This is a genomic window from Enterobacter sp. MALB-1, from assembly GCF_041021625.1.
In the GTDB taxonomy this organism is placed as follows: domain Bacteria; phylum Pseudomonadota; class Gammaproteobacteria; order Enterobacterales; family Enterobacteriaceae; genus Enterobacter; species Enterobacter oligotrophicus.
Map to the genome: position 1 here is coordinate 381,571 of NZ_JBDPJL010000001.1, position 20,408 is coordinate 401,978.

General features: G+C 55.6%; 18 protein-coding genes. 12 read left to right on the forward strand and 6 right to left on the reverse strand.

What is annotated here, in order from left to right; translation table 11 throughout:
• The first annotated feature begins 4 nt into the window (after positions 1 to 4).
• Both ompR and envZ read left to right on the forward strand, forming a co-directional pair.
• Complete coding sequence (gene ompR / locus ABGB15_RS01755) at positions 5 to 724, forward strand: two-component system response regulator OmpR (protein WP_001157751.1); 720 nt, start codon at positions 5 to 7, stop codon at positions 722 to 724.
• The gene (envZ, locus tag ABGB15_RS01760; RefSeq protein ID WP_152082547.1) at positions 721 to 2,067 is read left to right on the forward strand and encodes a two-component system sensor histidine kinase EnvZ; all 1,347 of its coding nucleotides are present in this window, start codon (positions 721 to 723) and stop codon (positions 2,065 to 2,067) included. The genes ompR and envZ overlap by 4 nt, the downstream gene beginning before the upstream one ends.
• Positions 2,068 to 2,149: 82 nt before the next feature.
• Here the strand turns inward: envZ and pckA are convergent, their stop codons facing one another.
• A complete protein-coding gene (gene pckA, locus ABGB15_RS01765) occupies positions 2,150 to 3,769 on the reverse strand; it encodes a phosphoenolpyruvate carboxykinase (ATP) (protein WP_215723506.1) in 1,620 nt (539 codons plus the stop codon).
• A gap of 379 nt (positions 3,770 to 4,148) precedes the next feature.
• Between pckA and ABGB15_RS01770 the strand changes: the two genes are divergently transcribed.
• Positions 4,149 to 5,906, forward strand: coding sequence for a DUF4153 domain-containing protein (locus ABGB15_RS01770; protein ID WP_215723505.1), 1,758 nt, complete (start codon positions 4,149 to 4,151; stop codon positions 5,904 to 5,906).
• Between the two features lie 38 nt (positions 5,907 to 5,944).
• Here ABGB15_RS01770 and hslO read toward each other — a convergent pair whose 3' ends face one another.
• From hslO to ABGB15_RS01790, 4 genes are all read right to left on the reverse strand, one after another.
• The gene (gene hslO, locus ABGB15_RS01775; protein ID WP_215723504.1) at positions 5,945 to 6,823 is read right to left on the reverse strand and encodes an Hsp33 family molecular chaperone HslO; all 879 of its coding nucleotides are present in this window, start codon (positions 6,821 to 6,823) and stop codon (positions 5,945 to 5,947) included.
• A gap of 24 nt (positions 6,824 to 6,847) precedes the next feature.
• The gene (hslR, locus tag ABGB15_RS01780; protein WP_215723503.1) at positions 6,848 to 7,249 is read right to left on the reverse strand and encodes a ribosome-associated heat shock protein Hsp15; all 402 of its coding nucleotides are present in this window, start codon (positions 7,247 to 7,249) and stop codon (positions 6,848 to 6,850) included.
• Positions 7,246 to 7,929 (reverse strand): GMP/IMP nucleotidase, encoded by a 684-nt coding sequence (gene yrfG, locus ABGB15_RS01785; protein ID WP_215723502.1) that lies wholly within the window; start codon positions 7,927 to 7,929, stop codon positions 7,246 to 7,248. Before yrfG ends, hslR begins: the two co-directional genes overlap by 4 nt.
• A gap of 63 nt (positions 7,930 to 7,992) precedes the next feature.
• The gene (locus tag ABGB15_RS01790; protein WP_152082542.1) at positions 7,993 to 10,131 is read right to left on the reverse strand and encodes an intracellular growth attenuator family protein; all 2,139 of its coding nucleotides are present in this window, start codon (positions 10,129 to 10,131) and stop codon (positions 7,993 to 7,995) included.
• Between the two features lie 325 nt (positions 10,132 to 10,456).
• Between ABGB15_RS01790 and nudE the strand changes: the two genes are divergently transcribed.
• Entirely contained in the window at positions 10,457 to 11,017 is a 561-nt protein-coding gene (nudE, locus tag ABGB15_RS01795; RefSeq protein WP_152082541.1) for an ADP compounds hydrolase NudE, read from the forward strand.
• Between the two features lie 79 nt (positions 11,018 to 11,096).
• Here the strand turns inward: nudE and mrcA are convergent, their stop codons facing one another.
• Positions 11,097 to 13,649, reverse strand: a complete 2,553-nt coding sequence (gene mrcA / locus ABGB15_RS01800) for a peptidoglycan glycosyltransferase/peptidoglycan DD-transpeptidase MrcA (RefSeq protein ID WP_215723501.1) — start codon at positions 13,647 to 13,649, stop codon at positions 11,097 to 11,099.
• Positions 13,650 to 13,769: 120 nt separating this feature from the next.
• Between mrcA and ABGB15_RS01805 the strand changes: the two genes are divergently transcribed.
• The 8 genes from ABGB15_RS01805 (at position 13,770) to damX (ending at position 20,364) form a co-directional block, all read left to right on the forward strand.
• Entirely contained in the window at positions 13,770 to 14,546 is a 777-nt protein-coding gene (locus tag ABGB15_RS01805; protein WP_215723500.1) for a DNA utilization protein HofM, read from the forward strand.
• Positions 14,543 to 15,034, forward strand: coding sequence for a PilN domain-containing protein (locus ABGB15_RS01810; protein ID WP_215723499.1), 492 nt, complete (start codon positions 14,543 to 14,545; stop codon positions 15,032 to 15,034). The genes ABGB15_RS01805 and ABGB15_RS01810 overlap by 4 nt, the downstream gene beginning before the upstream one ends.
• Positions 15,035 to 15,037: 3 nt before the next feature.
• Entirely contained in the window at positions 15,038 to 15,499 is a 462-nt protein-coding gene (locus tag ABGB15_RS01815) for a DNA utilization protein HofO (RefSeq protein ID WP_215723498.1), read from the forward strand.
• Entirely contained in the window at positions 15,489 to 15,893 is a 405-nt protein-coding gene (locus ABGB15_RS01820) for a HofP DNA utilization family protein (protein WP_215723497.1), read from the forward strand. The genes ABGB15_RS01815 and ABGB15_RS01820 overlap by 11 nt, the downstream gene beginning before the upstream one ends.
• Positions 15,832 to 17,043, forward strand: coding sequence for a DNA uptake porin HofQ (gene hofQ, locus ABGB15_RS01825; protein ID WP_263974498.1), 1,212 nt, complete (start codon positions 15,832 to 15,834; stop codon positions 17,041 to 17,043). Before ABGB15_RS01820 ends, hofQ begins: the two co-directional genes overlap by 62 nt.
• Positions 17,044 to 17,329: 286 nt before the next feature.
• Positions 17,330 to 17,851 carry a shikimate kinase AroK gene (gene aroK / locus ABGB15_RS01830; protein ID WP_010436374.1) on the forward strand — a complete coding sequence of 174 codons (522 nt, stop codon included), beginning with the start codon at positions 17,330 to 17,332 and terminating at the stop codon, positions 17,849 to 17,851.
• Between the two features lie 57 nt (positions 17,852 to 17,908).
• A complete protein-coding gene (gene aroB / locus ABGB15_RS01835) occupies positions 17,909 to 18,997 on the forward strand; it encodes a 3-dehydroquinate synthase (protein WP_152082534.1) in 1,089 nt (362 codons plus the stop codon).
• Positions 18,998 to 19,089: 92 nt separating this feature from the next.
• On the forward strand, positions 19,090 to 20,364 hold the full coding sequence (damX, locus tag ABGB15_RS01840; protein WP_215723495.1) for a cell division protein DamX: 1,275 nt from the start codon (positions 19,090 to 19,092) through the stop codon (positions 20,362 to 20,364).
• The last annotated feature ends 44 nt before the right edge of the window (positions 20,365 to 20,408 follow it).

Here is a 20,408-nt window from a genome sequence, read left to right on the forward strand (position 1 = left end):
CACAATGCAAGAGAACTACAAAATTCTGGTCGTGGATGACGACATGCGCCTGCGTGCGCTGCTGGAGCGTTATCTGACCGAGCAGGGCTTCCAGGTTCGTAGCGTCGCGAACGCTGAGCAGATGGACCGCCTGCTGACCCGTGAGTCCTTCCATTTGATGGTGCTGGATCTGATGTTGCCTGGCGAAGACGGGCTTTCCATTTGCCGCCGTCTGCGCAGCCAGAGCAACCCGATGCCGATCATTATGGTGACGGCGAAGGGCGAAGAAGTTGACCGTATCGTGGGCCTCGAAATCGGTGCGGATGACTACATTCCTAAACCGTTCAACCCGCGTGAACTGCTGGCGCGTATCCGCGCTGTGCTGCGCCGTCAGGCGAACGAACTGCCTGGCGCGCCATCACAGGAAGAAGCGGTGATTGCGTTCGGTAAGTTCAAGCTGAACCTCGGCACGCGCGAGATGTTCCGTGAAGATGAGCCCATGCCGTTGACCAGCGGCGAGTTCGCGGTACTGAAAGCACTGGTCAGCCACCCGCGTGAGCCGCTCTCTCGTGACAAACTGATGAACCTGGCGCGTGGCCGCGAATACTCCGCAATGGAACGCTCCATCGACGTGCAGATCTCTCGTCTGCGCCGTATGGTGGAAGAAGATCCGGCGCATCCTCGTTATATTCAGACCGTGTGGGGTCTGGGCTACGTATTTGTCCCGGACGGCTCTAAAGCATGAGGCGAATGCGCTTCTCACCGCGAAGCTCGTTTGCCCGCACCCTGCTACTGATTGTCACCTTGCTGTTCGTCAGCCTGGTGACAACCTACCTGGTGGTACTGAACTTTGCGATCCTGCCGAGCCTCCAGCAGTTTAATAAGGTCCTGGCCTACGAAGTGCGTATGCTGATGACCGATAAACTGCAACTGGAGGACGGCACGCAGCTCGTTGTTCCCCCGGCGTTTCGCCGTGAAATCTACCGTGAGCTGGGCATTTCGCTCTACTCAAATGAAGCAGCAGAAGACGCGGGGCTGCGCTGGGCGCAGCACTATGAATTCCTTAGTCAGCAGATGGCACAGCAGCTTGGCGGCCCGACGGAAGTGCGCGTTGAGGTCAACAAAAGCTCGCCGGTTGTCTGGCTGAAAACCTGGCTGTCACCCAACATCTGGGTGCGCGTTCCACTGACTGAGATCCACCAGGGGGACTTCTCGCCGCTGTTCCGCTATACCCTTGCCATTATGCTGCTGGCGATAGGGGGCGCGTGGTTGTTTATCCGTATCCAGAACCGACCGCTGGTCGACCTTGAGCACGCGGCGCTGCAGGTCGGGAAAGGGATTATTCCGCCACCGCTGCGCGAGTATGGCGCGTCGGAGGTCCGTTCGGTGACGCGCGCGTTTAACCATATGGCGGCAGGCGTGAAGCAGCTGGCAGACGACCGCACGCTGCTGATGGCGGGGGTCAGTCATGACCTGCGCACGCCCCTGACGCGTATCCGTCTGGCAACGGAGATGATGGGCGAACAGGACGGTTACCTCGCCGAGTCCATTAACAAGGACATCGAAGAGTGTAATGCCATCATCGAGCAGTTCATCGACTACCTGCGCACCGGGCAGGAGATGCCGCTGGAAATGGCCGATCTCAATGCGGTGCTGGGCGAAGTGGTGGCGGCGGAAAGCGGCTACGAGCGTGAAATTGAGACTGACCTTCAGCCGGGCGAGATTCAGGTGCGTATGCATCCGCTCTCCATCAAGCGTGCGGTGGCCAACATGGTGGTCAACGCGGCGCGCTACGGTAATGGCTGGATCAAAGTCAGCAGTGGCTCGGAACTCAACCGCGCCTGGTTCCAGGTGGAAGATGATGGTCCGGGCATTAAACCTGAGCAACGTAAGCACCTGTTCCAGCCGTTTGTGCGCGGCGACAGCGCGCGCAGCACCAGCGGGACCGGCTTAGGGCTGGCGATTGTGCAGCGTATTGTCGATAACCATAACGGGTTGCTGGAGATTGGGACCAGCGAGCGGGGTGGTTTGAGCATTCGGGCGTGGTTGCCAGTGCCGGTGACGCGCGGGCAGGTAAAAGAGAGTTAATTTCCCCTCACCCCGGCCCTCTCCCACGGGGAGAGGGAGAAAACATGAAAAAAGGCAACTTTCGTTGCCTTTTTATTTTCACCTACAGCTTCGGTCCCGCACTCACCAGTGCAGTACCCGCCGGGGTATCGGTATACTTCTCGAAGTTCTCGATAAACAATTTCGCCAGCGATTCCGCCTTCTCACGCCACTGCTCCGGTGAGCCGTAGGTATTGCGTGGGTCGAGGATACGCGTATCCACGCCCGGCAGTTCTGTCGGGATCGCCAGGTCAAACATCGGCAGCGTAAAGGTTTCGGCGTTATCCAGCGAACCATCCAGAATGGCGTCAATAATGGCACGCGTATCTTTGATGGAGATGCGCTTGCCAGTGCCGTTCCAGCCAGTATTGACCAGATAAGCCTGTGCGCCAGATGCCTGCATACGCTTCACCAGCACTTCTGCATACTGCGTCGGGTGTAGCGACAGGAATGCCGCGCCGAAGCAGGCAGAGAAGGTTGGCGTTGGCTCCGTTACGCCGCGCTCGGTTCCCGCCAGTTTAGCGGTAAAACCGGAGAGGAAGTGGTACTGCGTCTGGCTGGCAGTCAGGCGAGACACCGGCGGCAGTACGCCGAACGCGTCAGCGGTCAGGAAAATCACCTTCGTGGCATGGCCCGCTTTCGACACCGGCTTCACGATATTGTCGATGTGATAGATCGGATACGAGACACGGGTGTTTTCAGTTTTCGAGGCGTCGTCGAAATCGACAGAGCCATCGGTGCGCACGGTGACGTTTTCCAGCAGCGCATCGCGACGGATGGCGTGGAAGATATCCGGCTCAGCCTCTTCAGACAGGCGAATAGTCTTCGCGTAGCAACCGCCTTCGAAGTTAAACACGCCGTCATCATCCCAGCCGTGTTCGTCATCGCCAATCAGACGGCGTTTCGGATCGGTTGAAAGGGTGGTTTTGCCCGTGCCGGAAAGACCAAAGAACACCGCCACATCGCCTTTTTCGCCGACGTTCGCCGAGCAGTGCATAGAGGCAATGCCCCGCAGCGGCAGCAGGTAGTTCATCACCGAGAACATCCCTTTCTTCATTTCGCCGCCGTACCAGGTCCCGCCGATGAGCTGGATACGCTCGGTCAGGTTGAAGGCAATGAAGTTTTCGGAATTCAGGCCCTGCTCTTTCCACTGTGGATTCGTGCATTTCGCACCGTTCATCACGATGAAATCAGGGGTGAAATCCTGCAGCTCTTCGTCGGTTGGACGAATAAACATGTTTTTCACGAAATGCGCCTGCCAGGCCACTTCGGTGATAAAACGAACGGAAAGACGGGTGTCGGCGTTAGCGCCACAGAAAGCATCCACAATGAACAGACGCTTGCCGGAAAGTTGATGAGTGACGAGCCCTTTCAGATGCTGCCAGGTTTCCGGGGAGAGTGGTTTGTTATCATTCTTCCCTTTGCCTTTATCAGCCCACCACAGCGTATCGCGGGTGGTGTCGTCTCGGACGATATACTTATCTTTCGGCGAACGGCCGGTAAAAATACCGGTATCGACGGCGATAGCACCAAGGTTCGTCAATACACCTCGCTCGTATCCTTCCAGTGCTGGATTGAGCTCTTCCTGATACAGCGTATCGTAGTCGGGGTTGTAGACGATTTCCTGGACGTCGTGAATACCATAAGCCTTGAGATCTTGCGGGGTTAAACCATTAACACGCATATCACTGCTCCTTAGCCAATATGTACTGCCTGAAATTGTAGGGTTTTTCTGAGGTTGTTAACCGCGACGGGGCTCATAGATTTACGTATCTGGACAAAACCCTTGCTAACGGAAAACGCTGCGACTCCAGTCACAGGGCGGGCAGATTATCGCAGGAATCGCTTTTTGGTTGGGGAAAATGTTCTTAAAAGGTTAAATGACGGTGAATTTAACCGAAGGAATGTGAATGTAATCGCATACATGTTGGAAAATTACGTAAGAGTTACAGTGTGAAAAACGATTCATGTCTCCTGCCACAGAAGATATTTCAGATTTTATTGTGGGGACCCATTTATCGCTTTGGTGAAACAATACGCTTTTCATGAATAAGGGATGAGAGATGGAAAACAGTGCAACGTTGTCCCCTTCAACGCGCCTTGCGGTGGTGCTGGCGGGTGCATTACAGGGTGTCATCTGCTATTTGATTACATGGTATATCGGCTACGCGGAATTGCCGTCCGATACGCTGTGGTTACTGTGCGTGGTACCTGCCACGGTAGTGATGACCACCACACTGTCGCTTTCCGTAACGTCATTCAGAACGCCTTTCCTGTGGCTGGCGTTAGGGATCGCTGGCGCTGTCGTTGCAGGTATGGGAGCCTGGCTTAAGTGGAATGTTGCAGGGCAGGATAGTTGGGAGATCAGGGAGGCGGTGCTATTTTTTGGTTTTCACCTTTTGCTGATGACACTGTTCATGCTGCCGTGGCTTCAACGGCGTTTGACGCCCTCGCCAACGGCCTCATTTTACAGCGACTTTTACAACAGAAACTGGCATAACGCCCTGACGTTGCTGATTATTTTTTTCAGCAATGGCTTGTTCTGGCTGGTGCTTTTCCTGTGGGCTGAACTTTTCAAACTTATTGGCATACGCTTTTTTGATCAGCTTTTCTTCAATTCTGACGGGTTTATTTCAGTGGCGATTGGCGTGGTTTCTGCGAGTGCGGCAGTGCTGGTGCGAATGCAGGTGCGGCTGATCCTGGCATTACAAAACCTGTTGACGTTGATAGCCACCGGCTTACTGCCCCTGCTGGCTGCGTTGGCGTTACTCTTTATTGGTGCATTGCCCTTTGTTGGCCTGGAGGCCATCTCAGCACGAATTTCCGCCGCGGGCCTGCTGACTACGTTAGCGATACTGCTGCTTTTTCTGGTGACGGTCGTCTGGCACCCGCAGCGTCAAATATTGCCTTACTATTCCCCCCTGCGCGGCATGGTTCGACTTGCCGTGATGGTTGCCCCCGTTTATCCCGTACTGGCAGGTTGGGCGTTGTGGTTGCGCATTTCACAATATGGCTGGTCACCTGAGCGTCTGTATGGCGTGTTGGTTACGATCGTCGCGCTGGTATGGGCCGTCGGTTTTTGTGTCAGCGTTCTTTTTTACCGCCGTGAACCGCAAAAGCTACAGGCGTATGTCACGCCAGCGACAGGATTACTCTCTCTCGCCTTCCTGATCTTGATCCATACGCCGGTGCTCGATCCCTGGCGGATCAGCGTTGAAAGCCATATGGCCCGTTATCAGGACGGCAGAATAACCGCGGATCAGGTCAGCCTGTATATGCTCAGCAATGCCGGACGAAAGGGACGAGAGGCTTTGCTCACCCTGCAAAACGATCCGCAGTTTATCTCAAACCCAAAGCGCCAGCGTGAGGTTAATGGCCTTCTCTCTGGAAACCGCGATAGAGCGGGGAAAATGACCGCCGCGATGCTGGAAGAGCAGATCCAGCTTGCTCCGGGGATGGCTCGTCCTGATAAGGGATTATGGCAAGCGATGCTGAGTAATCAGTATCGATTCGAGTCCTGCAGTCATGCGCAGGGAAACTGTTTGCTGATGCCGCTGGATCTGAACGGTGACGGCAAACCGGAAGCCGTGCTGTATCAATTTACCGATCGCACAATCATGGTATATACCCAAACGGATACGAGCTGGAGGCTTGCAGGAGACGCATGGAAAATGCCGGAGGGATTGACCCGAGAGGAGCTAGACCGCGCATTACGACAAGGGAAGGTTAAATCGGTTGTTAAACCCTGGGCGGATATTCAGATTTTCGGCGAACGTGTTGATATGAGCTACGATAGCTACAACAACGCGCAGTGGCGTTAACAAAAACGGCTCCTTCAGAAGGAGCCGTTTTGTCATGCTTAGTGAACCTGCGGATCGGCCGGGGAGGCGTTATTGCGGATCTCCGCGATATCCATCGAATTAAACACATAGTGTGTACCGCAGTAGTCACAGTGCATGTCGATTTCACCGTCTTCCGCCATGATGCTGTCGATCTCTTCATCAGGCAGGGTTTTCAGCGCGCCAGCACAGCGTTCGCGGGAACAGGTGCATTTAAATTCCACCGCCTGCGGGTCGTAAACCGTCACCTCTTCTTCGTGGTACAAACGCCACAGCACATCGGTCGCGGACAGGTTGAACAGCTCTTCCGCTTTGATGGTTTCTGTCAGCGTTGCCAGATGCTCGAAGTCGTTGGTCTGGGCATCTTGTGCAGGCAGAACCTGCAGCAGCATACCGCCCGCAGCAGGCTGACCGTTCACTTCACCGGTACGGATGAACAGGCGAGTTGGCAGCTGTTCGGAACGCATGAAGTAATCTTCCAGGCAGGCCGCCAGGGTATCGCCTTCCAGACCGACCACACCCTGATAGCGTTCACCTTCTTCCGGGGAAATGGTGATCACCAGGTAGCCATTGCCGACCAGCGTTTTCAGGTCCGCATTTTCAGGCACATCGCCCTGAACGCGCGCCACGCCGCGCATCTGCTGCTGGTTGTTGCCGTTGATCACTGCCAGCGTCATTGGACCGTCGCCCTGCAGTTGCACGGTGATATCACCGGCGAACTTCAGCGTGGCGGTCAGCAGGCTGGTGGCAACCAGCAGTTCGCCCAACAGGGTTTTCACCGGCAGCGGGTAGTTGTGGTTTTCCAGAATCTGTTTCCAGGTTTCGGATACGGTCACCAGCTCGCCGCGCACGGCGAATTGTTCAAACAGATAGCGGTGTAATTGGTCGTGTTGGGCCATAATAGTCTCTCGTGCAGGTGAGAATTACTCGCTCTCACCGTGTTTAAATTTCATCAGATCGCGGCGCTCTTTTTTATCCGGTCGCCGGTCAGGGTGTGGCATTGTCAGCGCATTCATTTTGCGTGCCAGCGCGGTCTTCTCACGCTTTTCAATGCTTTCAGCCGTCTCTTCATAAAGCTGTACGGCCTCAGTTGCGGGGCGTCGCTGTTCGGTAATGGCTTTTACCACGACCGTTTTTTCGTCGTTGCCCTGACGCAGCGTTAAGGTGGCATTCAGCTCAACCAGCTTGCTCGGCTTGCTGCGCCGGCCGTTGTAATGCACTTTCCCGCCGTCAACCATCTCGCGGGCAAGGGCGCGCGTTTTATAAAAACGGGCCGCCCACAGCCATTTATCCAGTCTTACCCCGTTAGCGGGCTTTTCTTTCATGGCGTCTCCTTCACGGTCAGTGAGGGGATCATCCGGCGATAGTCGTTCAGCCCCGGATGGCGAAGGTAACTTTTTTCAGCCAGGCCAGAATCAGGATTCGTGACGCCCAGGCAATAGCGAATGCCGAATGTCGCTGCGGAATCCAGAATCGGCTCGCTGTCGTCAATGAACAGGGTACGTTCCGGCTGCAAACCGGTCTCTTCTGCCACCGCATGCCACAACCGCTGATCCTCTTTCGGATAACCAAATGTGTGGGTGGAAAGTAATAAATCAAGGTGTGAAGCCAGACCCGTATGTTCCAGCTTCACGGCCAGATTGTGAGGATGCGCATTGGTGAGCAAAATACGGCGCTTGCCGCTTGCTTTTAGCGCGTCCAGGAAGGGGACGGTATCTTCACGCAACACGGCGCGTGGCCCCTGGGCGGTGGTCATGGCACAAATATCCAAACCGAGTCGCTCACTCCAGTAGTCAAGACAGTACCAGTTTAGCGTATGCTGCACCGCGCTATATTGCGAACGAATGAATTCCTGCGCTTCCGCCGGGGAGATGCCCTGCTGCTTACCATAGGTTTCCGGCACCAGCGTTTGCCAGAAGTAGTTATCAAAGGCGAGATCGAGCAGCGTGCCGTCCATATCCAGCAGGACGGTATCAACCTCCTGCCAGGCGATATCAAGATGCATAAGGGGAACTCCAGCCAGAAGAAACGTGCGCGACAGGGTAGCATAACTTGTCGCGCCGTGAGGTTATCCGATCAGGCTATCGGGAGCGGGGATCAGTTTAGGATTGAGGCAATTTTCATAGTATTGCTGGATTTCAGCCAGTCGCGTGCGCGAGCGTTGATAGCGACGCAGCGCTGTATACCCATTCCAGAAGATACATACCAGCATCGCCATCATCAGCAGGGATGTGCCGATATAGCGCCATAAGCCTGCGCTGTCCGGCATCCGGTGCAGGTCGATGTGGCGCGTACCGTTGGCATCGGTAAATATCCCTGTCACGATCCCTTCCGCGCTAAACGGCGTTTGCATCAGCATTTGCGCCAGCCGCTGGAACTCGGCCCATTGATCCTGCGCCGGGTAATCATAAAGTGCGACCTGGGGATAAGGCTGATCGACCAGATCGCTGCCTTCATCGCTGACAATCACAAAACCGCCCGGAGCCGGGCTGTTCAGCGCCTGTGCCGCACGGGTGGTTTCACGCATCACGAACGGCGCGGTAGACGTGGCGACCAGATTGTCCAGCGACTCGGCGCTCACCGGACGCAGCAGCACGTTCACGCCGTCCAGACGGCCCGCTTCGGCGCGTTTCACCAGAGCATCCCAGTCTTTACTGTTGCCGAGATTCACCAGGGCATTTTTAAGCCGCACACACTCATCCTGGGCGGAACATAAATCCTCCGTTTTCAGGACGATTTCACCAAAGTCATCGAGCAGCACCATGCCAGATTTTTGAATGGCGGAACGCAGGGCAGGGCTGACGCGAGAATCATCGTCTGCTTTCGGGTGAAGCTGACGATTGACCGTTTGCGTGAGCGCGGTTGCCTTGTTGACCACGTCGGATTCCGGCAACGGTAGCGGCGGGGCATCATTCCAGATAATTTGTGAACAGTCGAACGGCATAAACGGCGAGTTTTGCCGCGTGTTCCAGGCCCCTGGAGCATGGATGTTACACATCCCGGTTCCCTTCAGGCGCAGCGTATCACCCACCCGCACACCCGCCTCTTCCAGCTGTTTGACGCTGGTGGCTTCTACGGTTTGTGCCCCTTTAATCCAGGACAGGGTGAATTTAATCGGCATATCCAGCGGCACGAAAAGCAGCAGCAGGGCGAAGACCAGCGCCGCGCCGCCAGCAATCACCGTGCTGCGCAGCCAGTGCTGAAGCGGGAAGTTTTTCACTTCGTCATGCAGAGATAAATAACGCCCCTGACGCACCACATGGCGGTCGAGATAGATATCAATATCGGTTTTATGCCCTAAATCCTGGGCAATCCATGGCTGCCAGTGGCGCGGGTAGATGAGATCAATAATACCAAGCGAGATATTGTTGATATGTTCCTGATCGTTCTCACCGAATAGCCCCCAGCGTTTAGGCGTTCCGCGCAGGCAGTGAATTTCACGCAGAGACGTTTTCGCCGGAGGCGCAAACAGCCCCCACAGTCCGGCCGCCAGCAGCAGCACTGCGCCACCTGCCAGCCAGGGAACGAAGACGTCTGGTGTCAGCAGGCAGAAGAAAAAGAGCAGGAACGCCGCGACAATCAGCACCGCTTCGCGAATACCGTCCGGGCGACTCAGCGCGTACTCTTCATGCGTCTCCTGACGAATATTTAGCAGTTCAATCTGCTCTGTCTCTTCACCACGAATAGAGGCCTGCGTTGAGCTTGCGCGTTCCAGCGCAAAGCGCGGCGCTTCCTGAACATATTCACTCAGGGTATGGCCGTTTAAAGAGATAACCAGCGGTAACGAGTCGGTATGGATTAGCTCTACGCTGTTTTCATCATTAATATACTGCTCCCAGAAGGGGGGCAGATGAACCTCAACGGAATCAAGGTAGTAGCGCCATTTATTCGGATCGTCGGTGGTGATGCCATAGCGGGTGATCGAACGCGTCACGCACAGCACCGTGTCGCTTTGTGCGTTAAGATTGAGCGAAACCGGAGCAGCACTGGCACCCGTTGGCCCAGGCGATTGCTGAGATCGGTTTAACGTGTCGAGGTAGTGTTCTACGGAACTGCGTTCTTCAGGCGTGAGCTTACGCGTGGTCGCGCCAGCGAAGGCGTTTAAAAAGGGCAGCCGATATCGGCGTTGAACGCGACGCCTGTATACCCACCCTGCAATCAAAGCGCCGGCCAGCATAGCAGCGAGAAAAATCAAAATGGTGCTCATGCTTTCCCCATCTTACTTATCTTCTTACAGGTGTAGTCAATTGCACCTTTAACAATGAATGAGAGTCTGTGGTTGGCTATCGGCAAGTATGGAGTCTAACTTGAGCATTTTGACGCGCATCCCAGTGACTGATGATGATAGCAAAGCCTGCCATGGCGCGATATCAGCAAATTCCTGGAAACATTTCAACCTCTTGACTTTTGTTTTGAAATGAGGACGCCTTCCTGATACGTTGCATAAATGTAAATAAAGAACAATTGACATTGCCGAAACCGTGCGGCATATCGCACAATAAAGCCAGTTCACCCAGCAAAGACCCATCACGATGAGCAAACCATTACAAAAACCCACCATTCTGAATGTTGAAACAGTCGCAAAATCGCGTCTGTTTAATGTCGAAAGTGTGGACCTGGAGTTCAGCAACGGTGTGCGTCGCGTTTATGAACGTATGCGCCCCTCTTCGCGCGAAGCGGTGATGATAATCCCCATCGTTGACGACCACCTGATCTTGATCCGCGAATATGCTGTGGGAACAGAATCCTATGAGCTTGGGTTTTCAAAAGGGCTTATCGACCCAGGCGAGTCCGTGTTTGAAGCGGCAAACCGTGAACTGAAAGAAGAGGTCGGTTTTGGTGCGAACGAGTTGTCGTTCCTGAAAAAACTGAGCATGGCACCGTCCTATTTCTCCAGCAAAATGAATATTGTTGTCGCGGAAGATCTCTACCCGGAATCACTGGAAGGGGACGAGCCGGAGCCGTTGCCGCAGGTTCGCTGGCCGCTGGCGCATATGATGGATCTGCTGGAAGAACCAGACTTTAACGAAGCGCGCAACGTGAGTGCGCTGTTCCTGGTTCGCGAGTGGCTGAAGGGGCAGGGGCGGCTGTAGCCCATAAAAAAGCCGGGTGACGGCTTCGCCTTACCCGGCCTGCGATGTTATGCCCGATTTTTATCGGGCATTTTATTGTTTAAAACAGCTCGTGCGTCTCGCCGTTATCAATGAGCGTTGTACCCACCTCATGCACCGCCTGCGTGGTTGGCTGTGTGCCCTCGATGAAATACTCTTCGCGGCTGTTACCACCGTTAGCAAGCTGCCCGGTGCTGCGGTCAATATTGACGGTGACCACACCCGGTGGTGGCGTCAACGGCTGTTCCGGTACACCTTCCAGAACGGCTTTCATGTAAGCATCCCAGGCTGGTTGCGCACTCTTCGCGCCGCCTTCATAACCGGAAATCTGATCTTTAATCGCGCCAGAGGCCGTGGTGCGCCCCAAATCACGACGATGATCGTCAAAGCCGATCCAGACTGAAGTCACCACTCCCGGACCGTAGCCTGAGAACCACGCATCTTTCGAACTGTTGGTCGTCCCGGTTTTGCCGCCAATGTCATGACGCTGCAAATCACGGCCTGCGCGCCAGCCAGTTCCCTGCCAGCCGGGTTCACCGAAGATGTTGGTGTTCAGCGCGCTTTTGATCAGGAATGACAGCGGCGTGCTGATCACATGCGGGGCATACTCTTGCGCACCGCTCTGCGCCACCAGCGCCTGGTTAGCCTGCTCCAGCTGAGGTTGTGGTACGGCTAAATTCTGCTGTTCCTGGGAGATCGCGACGTCTTCCATGTCTTTGTTCTCAAGAACATTGGACTTCGGCGTATCACCATAAATCACCGGAATGTCGCACTCGGCACAGGCGATTTTCGGTTTCGCTTCGAACAGGACGCCGCCCTGGTCGTTTTCGATTTTACTGATGAAATACGGATCGATCAGGAACCCGCCGTTAGCCATCACCGAGTAACCGCGCGCGACCTGAAGCGGTGTAAAGGAGGCAGAGCCCAGCGCCAGCGATTCGGTATGGACGATATTCTGTGCCGGGAAGCCGAAGCGCTGCAGGTACTCAGCCGCATAGTCGACGCCCATCGCGCGCATTGCGCGAACCATGACCACGTTTTTCGACTGTCCCAGACCCTGACGAAGACGAATAGGGCCGGCGTACTGAGCCGGGGAGTTCTTCGGCTGCCAGTCAGAACCGGCACCGGCATCCCAGCGGGAAATCGGCACGTCGTTGAGTATGCTGGCGAGCGTCAGTCCTTTATCCATCGCTGCGGTGTAGAGGAACGGCTTAATGTTGGAGCCGACCTGACGCAGCGCCTGCGTGGCGCGGTTAAATTTGCTCTGGTTAAAATCAAACCCACCCACAAGCGCCATCACGGCACCGTTCTGCGGATTAATGGATACCAGTGCAGAGTTCACGTCCGGAACTTGCGCCAGCCACCAGGCATCGCCCACCTGACGCACCCAGATTTGCTGGCCGATCTGAACGGCGTCGGTCACTTTACGTGGCGTCGGCCCTTGCAGGGTATCGGAGCGGTACGGACGCGCCCAGCGGATACCGTCCATGCGCAGAGAAACGGACGTACCATCCGCCATTAACGCTACGGCTTCCTGCGGGTTGGCTTGCGTCACAACCGCGGGCAGTAGCGGACCATAGGTCGGCAGGGTTTTCAGCGAGTCAGTAATCTTTTTACTGTCCCATGCGCTTTCACCCACTTTCCACAGCACGTTAGACGGGCCGCGATAGCCGTGGCGCATATCGTAATCCATCACGTTGTTACGCACCGCCTGCTGCGCGGCCTGCTGCACTTTGCGGGTTACGGTGGTGTAAACGCGATAACCATCTTCGTAGGCATTTTCACCGTAGCGGCGAACCATCTCCTGACGAACCATCTCCGTCAGGTAGGGCGCGGAGAACGCAATTTCCGGCGCATGGTAGTTAGCGTCGATGACATCGTTACGTGCCTGGTCGTACTCGGTCTGGCTGATATAGCCTTCACTCAACATACGTGACAGCACAACGTTACGCCGCGCGGTGGCGCGATCGAGCGAGTAGAGCGGGTTAAAGGTCGACGGCGCTTTTGGCAAACCGGCAATGGTCGCCATTTCGCTAAGCGTTAACTGTTCAATCGGTTTACCGAAGTAAACCTGCGCAGCAGCGCCGACGCCATAGGCGCGGTAGCCCAGGTAGATCTTGTTGAGGTAAAGCTCAAGGATCTCGTCTTTGCTCAGCAGTTGCTCAATGCGGATCGCGAGGAACACCTCTTTGATCTTACGCATCAGCGTTTTTTCAGGGCTGAGGAAGAAGTTACGCGCAAGCTGCTGCGTAATAGTACTCGCCCCCTGAGACGCATGGCCGGAGAACAGCGCCACGCTTGCGGCACGGAAAATACCGACCGGATCGACGCCGTGGTGCTCGTAAAAACGGCTGTCCTCGGTGGCAATGAAGGCTTTCACCATCACGGGCGGGATTTGGTTTAAGGTCAGCGGGATACGGCGTTTTTCGCCATATTGCGCCATTAACTCGCCATCGGCGCTATAGACCTGCATAGGGATCTGGAGTCGCACATCGCGAAGCGTGGCAACATCAGGCAGCTGCGGCTCAATATATTTGTACAAACCATAAATCGAGCCTGCTCCCAGCAGAATGCAACAGACTGCAAGGATCAATAAATACTTTACGAACTTCACCGGAGATTTCCCATTTGGTTTCACTTGGGCAGTTTCTAAACAATCGCGCGGTAGTATAAAGGCAAGCCTGATTCATTGATATAGCCGTCAACCTGACGGGCGATAAGGAGATCGTGAAGCATGGCTTTCAAAACATGGCAAACCGGCGTTCATATTCAACAAGATAAAGCGCTGATCGTTGCGCTGACCAAAGAGAAATCGGCATGGTGCTTGCGCCGCTGGTGGTCTGTTCCGCTGACGGAGGGCATCATCCGTGACGGAAAGATCCTCAGGCCAGATCAACTGGTTGACGCGCTACGCGACTGGCGACGAACGCTGCCGCACCATCACCGGATATTTCTCTCATTCCCTGCAGCACGTACCTTGCAGAGGGCGTTGCCTCGTCCGGCTATTTCACTGCGCGACAGTGAACAGGTCTCGTGGGTGGGTTCCGCGTTATCACGTGAACTGGAGATGCCCGTCGAGACGCTCTGTTTCGATTATGCACAAGACACGTTTAGCAACACATTCCGTGTCACCGCCGCGCAAAACAAAGAGGTCGACACGCTTCTGACGCTGGCGAAAGCGCTGCGCTTGCACCTGGCGGCGATTATCCCGGATGCCGGGGCGCTGGCGAACTTTCTTTCTGTGATTGCACCTGCGACGTGTGTCGCCTGGCGCGATGAGCACCAGTGGCTGTGGGCGATGCGACATCAGTGGGGGCGACGTTTTACCACCGAGGCGGCGAACGCCGACGAACTCGCAGCCTTGCTTGCGCTGGCTCCGACAGATATCGCCCTGTTTGATGCAGATCGCGATCCGTGGGAAACGCTGGCTCGCTGTCAGCCACCGCTGCCTGCGGATGGGGCCGGATTTACCGTCGCACTGGCGCTGGCCATGAGCGAGGTCGCGGGATGAGCATGGCGAATCTTTTACCCTGGAGGCAACAACGACGTGCCCGCTGCCTGCGTTTCTGGTATGCGCTGTTTACCGCGACGTTGCTGGTCACGCTGGCTGTTGCTCTCATCCTGCGAATGAACAGCAGCGTAAAACGGCGTGCCCTGCAAACTGAACTGACGGGAATGTATGCGGTGCAACATGCGCTTAACGCGCGCCGGAGCGTGGCTATACAAACACCTCCAACTACGCTGCCGCCGCAGATAGCCTGGCAACCGATGCTGGACTCGCTCTCTGATGTGATTCCAGCTCAGGTGTGGCTGACGGCGCTACGCTATCAGCCACCTTCGCTGATGTTGACCGGGTATGCCGCCACGCTACCGGCACTTTCTGCTATGGCGGACGCGCTTAAACGGATAACCGGTTTTAGCCCAGGCACGGCCGGTGAATTGCAGCAGGATAGCCAGGGACGCTGGATGTTCACTTTTCAGCTGAACAGCCGGGGGTAGCGGGTGGATCTCATCTTTCAACGCTGGTGTGAAAGCCGTCCTGCTATGCGGGTGCTTGGCTGGTGTGTGGCGTCGTGCGCCGTGGCTCTGGTTATCTGGGGGATGCTGGTCAGGCCCGTCAATCGTCAGAGTGAAGAACTCAACGCACAGGTGAACCGGACACGTCAGACAAATGCCTCGCTGTGGCCCGTGGTCAGACGGCAACACCCGACACCAGAAGCGGGCGTAGCACGGCCAGTTCAACCCTTTTCTCCTCTGGAATTCCAGGCTCACGGTGTGACGCTGGTGCACTGGAAACCGCAGCAGAGTGGAGGAGAGCTGGCGCTGGACGCGGGTTGGTCGGATATTCCGGCGTTGTTCTCCCGGCTGGCGTTGCGGGACGTGCGGGTGAGCCTGTTTGACATCATCCCGCAGGGGACGCTTCTGCGTGTGCGCATACAGCTGGAGATCAACCATGCGCAATAAGATGCGTTACCTGGTTTTGTGTCCCTTGTTGTTCCTGACGGGGATGCGTGATCCTTTCCAGCCACCGGAAGATCTCTGTGCGGCAGGGCAGCTTGCCCAGTGGCGATACCACGGGATGGTGAAGGGGAACACAGGAACAGGCATTTTGCAGGATGGAAAAAAGCGCTGGCACCGCGTGACGGTGGACGAGCGCGTCGCTGTGGGATGGCGGGTTACTGCTATGGATGAACATGAACTGACGGTGGATGTCGGCGAAAAATGCGAGCCGAAACAATGGACATGGCAACGAGAAGGAACAAAAAAGAGTGAAGATAAGGATAGTGCTGTTGTTGATGGTGCTCAGTCATCCCGTGTGGGCCGTCGCACCCAGGCCGATCACCCTCGTGGTGGATGATGTTCCGGTGGTGCAGGTGCTACAGGCGTTGGTCGCGCAGGAGAACCGTAATCTGGTGGTGTCACCCGATGTTAGCGGGTCGCTTACGTTGAATTTGACGCGTGTGCCCTGGCGTCAGGCGCTGCAGACGGTTGTGAACAGCGCCGGGCTTGTTCTGCGTGAAGAGAGCGGTATTTTTTACGTTCATACTGCGGCCTGGCAACGAGAACAACAGACGCGCAAAGAGCAGGAGCAGGCTCGTCGGCAGCTTGATGCCCCGTTGTTATCACGAAGTATCCCCTTTGCCTATGCTGATGCCGGAGAACTGCAGAAAACGGCGGAAAAACTACTGAGCCCAAAGGGTAGCTTATCGGTAGATAAGCGCACCAACCGCCTGCTGGTACGGGATAACCAGACGGTACAGGAGGCGATCCAGCGCTGGGCGGAGCAGATGGACATACCCGTCGAGCAGGTGGAGCTGGCGGCACATATTGTCACGATCAATGAAAAGAGTCTCCGCGAACTGGGCGTGAAATGGAATCTCGCGGAGGCTACGGAAGCGGGCAAGGTTGGGCAAGTCACTACGCTTGGGGCGGATCTGTCGGTTGCCAGCGCCACCACTCATGTCGGGTTTAATATCGGGCGCATTAACGGCAGGTTGCTGGATCTGGAACTGTCGGCGCTGGAGCAAAAGCAGCAGGTCGATATCATCGCCAGCCCGCGACTGCTGGCTTCACACATGCAACCGGCCAGCATTAAGCAGGGCAGTGAGATCCCGTATCAGGTCTCCAGCGGTGAAAGCGGGGCGACCTCCGTGGAGTTCAAAGAGGCGGTGTTGGGGATGGAGGTCACGCCGGTAGTATTGCCGGGGGGCCGCGTGCGTCTGAAACTTCATATCAGCGAAAATATGCCTGGGCAGGTGCTACAGCAGGCGGATGGTGAAACGCTGGCAATTGATAAGCAGGAAATCGAAACGCAGGTGGAAGTAAAAAGCGGAGAAACGCTGGCGCTGGGCGGTATTTTCTCGCAAAAGAATAAAAGCGGGCGGGATAGCGTACCGGGGCTGGGCGATATCCCGTGGCTTGGGCAGCTTTTTCGTCATGACGGGAAAGATAATGAACGGCGTGAACTGGTGGTGTTTATTACGCCACGGCTGGTGGGTATTCACTGATGGGTAACGATCCCCGCAATGATTTTGCATTCATATTGTTGCAGATGTTTGACGTGGGACATGAATTAGCATACAAGGAGTACCGATTTGAGTCGGTCTTACGTCTTGTTGCCTTATGCGGCTGGAACGGTGATTTAATCAGTTGCCAAACAAGCCGGAGTATTGAGATAATTTTTAGTCTGACTCTCGCTCTATTGCATATGAGGTTTCAGTTCATGTCCTGCTACGCTGGGTGTCTGCGAAGCGGGGATTACCATTAACGAATAGTCTTAGTAGTACCGAAAAAATGGCAGAGAAACGCAATATCTTTCTGGTTGGGCCTATGGGTGCCGGCAAAAGCACTATTGGGCGTCAGTTAGCTCAACAACTCAATATGGAATTTTACGATTCTGATCAAGAGATTGAGAAACGAACCGGAGCGGATGTGGGCTGGGTCTTCGACGTAGAAGGCGAAGAAGGTTTCCGTGACCGAGAAGAAAAAGTGATCAACGAACTCACGGAAAAACAGGGCATTGTGCTGGCAACTGGCGGCGGCTCTGTGAAATCTCGCGAAACCCGCAACCGTCTCTCCGCCCGTGGCGTTGTGGTCTATCTTGAGACGACGATTGAAAAACAGCTGGCACGTACGCAGCGCGATAAAAAGCGCCCGCTGCTGCAGGTTGAAACGCCGCCACGTGAAGTTCTGGAAGCCCTGGCAGGCGAACGCAATCCTCTGTACGAAGAGATTGCGGATGTGACCATTCGTACTGACGACCAGAGCGCTAAAGTGGTTGCAAACCAGATTATTCATATGCTGGAAAGCAACTGATTCTGGCTTTATATACACTCGCCTGCGGGTAAAAGCATTTAAGGTGGATGTCGCGTCATGGAGAGGATTACAGTTACTCTCGGGGAACGTAGTTACCCTATCACCATCGCGGCTGGTTTGTTTAACGACCCAGCTTCCTTCTTACCACTGAAAGCGGGTGATCAGGCGATGCTGGTCACCAATGAGACACTGGCTCCGCTTTACCTCGACCGCGTCCGTCACCTGCTTGAGCAGGCGGGCGTGAAGGTCGACAGTGTGATTCTGCCTGATGGCGAGCAGTATAAAAGCCTGACGGTACTGGATACCGTTTTTACCGCACTTCTGCAAAAACCGCACGGTCGCGATACGACACTGCTTGCCCTGGGCGGCGGTGTTGTGGGCGATCTGACGGGTTTTGCCGCCGCAAGTTATCAACGTGGCGTGCGCTTTATTCAAGTTCCTACCACGTTGCTGTCTCAGGTCGACTCGTCTGTCGGCGGTAAAACGGCAGTTAACCATCCGCTCGGCAAAAACATGATTGGCGCGTTCTACCAGCCCGCTTCGGTGGTGGTGGATCTCGACTGTCTGAAAACCTTGCCTGCCCGCGAGCTGGCGTCTGGCCTTGCTGAAGTGATCAAATACGGCATTATTCTCGACGGCGAGTTCTTCACCTGGCTGGAAGAGAATATGGATGCCCTGCTGCGCCTTGACGGACCCGCGTTAGCGTACTGTATTCGCCGTTGTTGTGAGCTGAAAGCCGAAGTCGTTGCGGCAGACGAGCGTGAAACCGGCTTACGTGCTTTACTGAATCTGGGGCATACGTTTGGCCACGCCATTGAAGCCGAAATGGGCTATGGCAACTGGCTTCACGGCGAAGCGGTTGCGGCCGGTATGGTTATGGCTGCGCGTGCGTCTGAACGTCTGGGTCAGTTCACACCGGAAGAGACGGCCCGGATCATCGCGCTGCTCGAACGTGCTGGCTTGCCGGTTTCAGGCCCGCAGGAGATGTCTGCGCAGGCGTATCTACCCCACATGATGCGCGATAAAAAAGTATTGGCAGGCGAGATGCGTCTTGTACTCCCGCTTGCAATAGGGAAAAGTGAAGTGCGCGGCGGAGTGCCGCACGACGTGGTTCTTGGCGCTATTGCTGATTGTCAGCAGGCGTAACTATTAGAAAGGTCAGGCCGCTGTAACAGGTGGTCGTTTAGCTTCAGGCGAAATGCAAAGTCGTTGGCATAAGCCTTTGAGTGGGGTGTTAAATGGATGAATTCAAACCAGAAGACGAGCTGAAACCCGATCCCAGCGATCGTCGTACTGGTCGTTCTCGTCAATCTTCAGAACGTGATAACGAGCCGCAGATCAACTTTGACGATGTTGACCTGGATGCAGACGATCGTCGCCCTTCGCGCAGCCGCAATGCGCGTGATGAGCGAGAAGAAGAGGGTTATGAGTCCGAAGAAGATTCAATGGACGAAGAGCCCGTAGAGCGTCGCCCGCGCAGACGTAAAAAAGTGGCAGCGGCAAAACCAGCTTCCCGCCAGTACATTATGATGGGGTTGGGCGTTCTGGTGCTCGTGCTGCTGATTGTCGGCATCGGCTCCGCGCTGAAAGCGCCATCAACAAACTCAAATGAGCAAACGGCGTCTGCTGAGAAGAGCATCAATCTGTCTGGTAACGATGCATCCGATCAGGCGAATGGTGCGCAGCCAGCGCCAGGCACGACCTCAGCAGAACAGACGGCTGGTAATACCGCACAGGATATCTCTCTGCCGCCAGTGTCGCCTACCCCGACTCAGGGACAAGCTCCCGTCACGCCAGAAGGCCAGCAGCGTGTAGAAGTTCAGGGCGATCTGAATAACGCACTGACGCAGCCGCAGAATCAGGACCAGATGAACAACGTCGTGGTCAACTCTACGCTGCCAACCGAACCTGCGACCGTCGCCCCGATTCGGGGTGGTCACGCTCAGCCGCAAACCGCTGCAACGGAAACCAAACCGCGCCAGACGCAGACAGCCCCGCGTCAGGAACGTAAGCAGGTAGTGATTGAGCCGAAGCGTGAAACCAAACCGCAGGTTGTGGCAAAAGCGCCTGAAGTGAAAGCGCCAGCCCAGACGAAGCCCGCAGTGAGCGAGCCAGTTAAAACACCAGCGGCAACGCCTGCGCCGAAAGCGACTGCAACCACAACAGCGCCAGCCGCTACTGCGGCACCTGCTGCGACTGCGTCCAGCGCTGCGGCAGGTAAAACGGCAGGCAACGTCGGTTCCCTGAAATCTGCGCCATCCAGCAATTACACGCTGCAGCTGAGCAGTTCGTCTAACTACGACAACCTCAACGGTTGGGCGAAAAAATCGAATCTGAAAAACTACGTGGTTTATCAGACGACCCGTAACGGGCAGCCGTGGTATGTGCTGGTGAGCGGCGTTTATGCTTCCAAAGATGAGGCAAAACGTGCCGTGGCGACGCTGCCAGCCGATGTTCAGGCGAAAAACCCGTGGGCGAAACCGATTCATCAGGTTCAGGCCGATCTGAAGTAATGTTTAAAGCGCAGGATGCTGTCGGAGCTTTCTCCACAGCCGGA

Coding starts and splice junctions, on each gene's coding strand:
- ompR (WP_001157751.1), top strand. CDS start 5: ATGCAAGAGAACTACAAAATTCTGGTCGTGGATGACGACATGCGCCTG.
- envZ (WP_152082547.1), top strand. CDS start 721: ATGAGGCGAATGCGCTTCTCACCGCGAAGCTCGTTTGCCCGCACCCTG.
- pckA (WP_215723506.1), bottom strand. CDS start 3,769: ATGCGTGTTAATGGTTTAACCCCGCAAGATCTCAAGGCTTATGGTATT.
- ABGB15_RS01770 (WP_215723505.1), top strand. CDS start 4,149: ATGGAAAACAGTGCAACGTTGTCCCCTTCAACGCGCCTTGCGGTGGTG.
- hslO (WP_215723504.1), bottom strand. CDS start 6,823: ATGGCCCAACACGACCAATTACACCGCTATCTGTTTGAACAATTCGCC.
- hslR (WP_215723503.1), bottom strand. CDS start 7,249: ATGAAAGAAAAGCCCGCTAACGGGGTAAGACTGGATAAATGGCTGTGG.
- yrfG (WP_215723502.1), bottom strand. CDS start 7,929: ATGCATCTTGATATCGCCTGGCAGGAGGTTGATACCGTCCTGCTGGAT.
- ABGB15_RS01790 (WP_152082542.1), bottom strand. CDS start 10,131: ATGAGCACCATTTTGATTTTTCTCGCTGCTATGCTGGCCGGCGCTTTG.
- nudE (WP_152082541.1), top strand. CDS start 10,457: ATGAGCAAACCATTACAAAAACCCACCATTCTGAATGTTGAAACAGTC.
- ABGB15_RS01805 (WP_215723500.1), top strand. CDS start 13,770: ATGGCTTTCAAAACATGGCAAACCGGCGTTCATATTCAACAAGATAAA.
- ABGB15_RS01810 (WP_215723499.1), top strand. CDS start 14,543: ATGAGCATGGCGAATCTTTTACCCTGGAGGCAACAACGACGTGCCCGC.
- ABGB15_RS01820 (WP_215723497.1), top strand. CDS start 15,489: ATGCGCAATAAGATGCGTTACCTGGTTTTGTGTCCCTTGTTGTTCCTG.
- hofQ (WP_263974498.1), top strand. CDS start 15,832: ATGGTGCTCAGTCATCCCGTGTGGGCCGTCGCACCCAGGCCGATCACC.
- aroK (WP_010436374.1), top strand. CDS start 17,330: ATGGCAGAGAAACGCAATATCTTTCTGGTTGGGCCTATGGGTGCCGGC.
- aroB (WP_152082534.1), top strand. CDS start 17,909: ATGGAGAGGATTACAGTTACTCTCGGGGAACGTAGTTACCCTATCACC.
- damX (WP_215723495.1), top strand. CDS start 19,090: ATGGATGAATTCAAACCAGAAGACGAGCTGAAACCCGATCCCAGCGAT.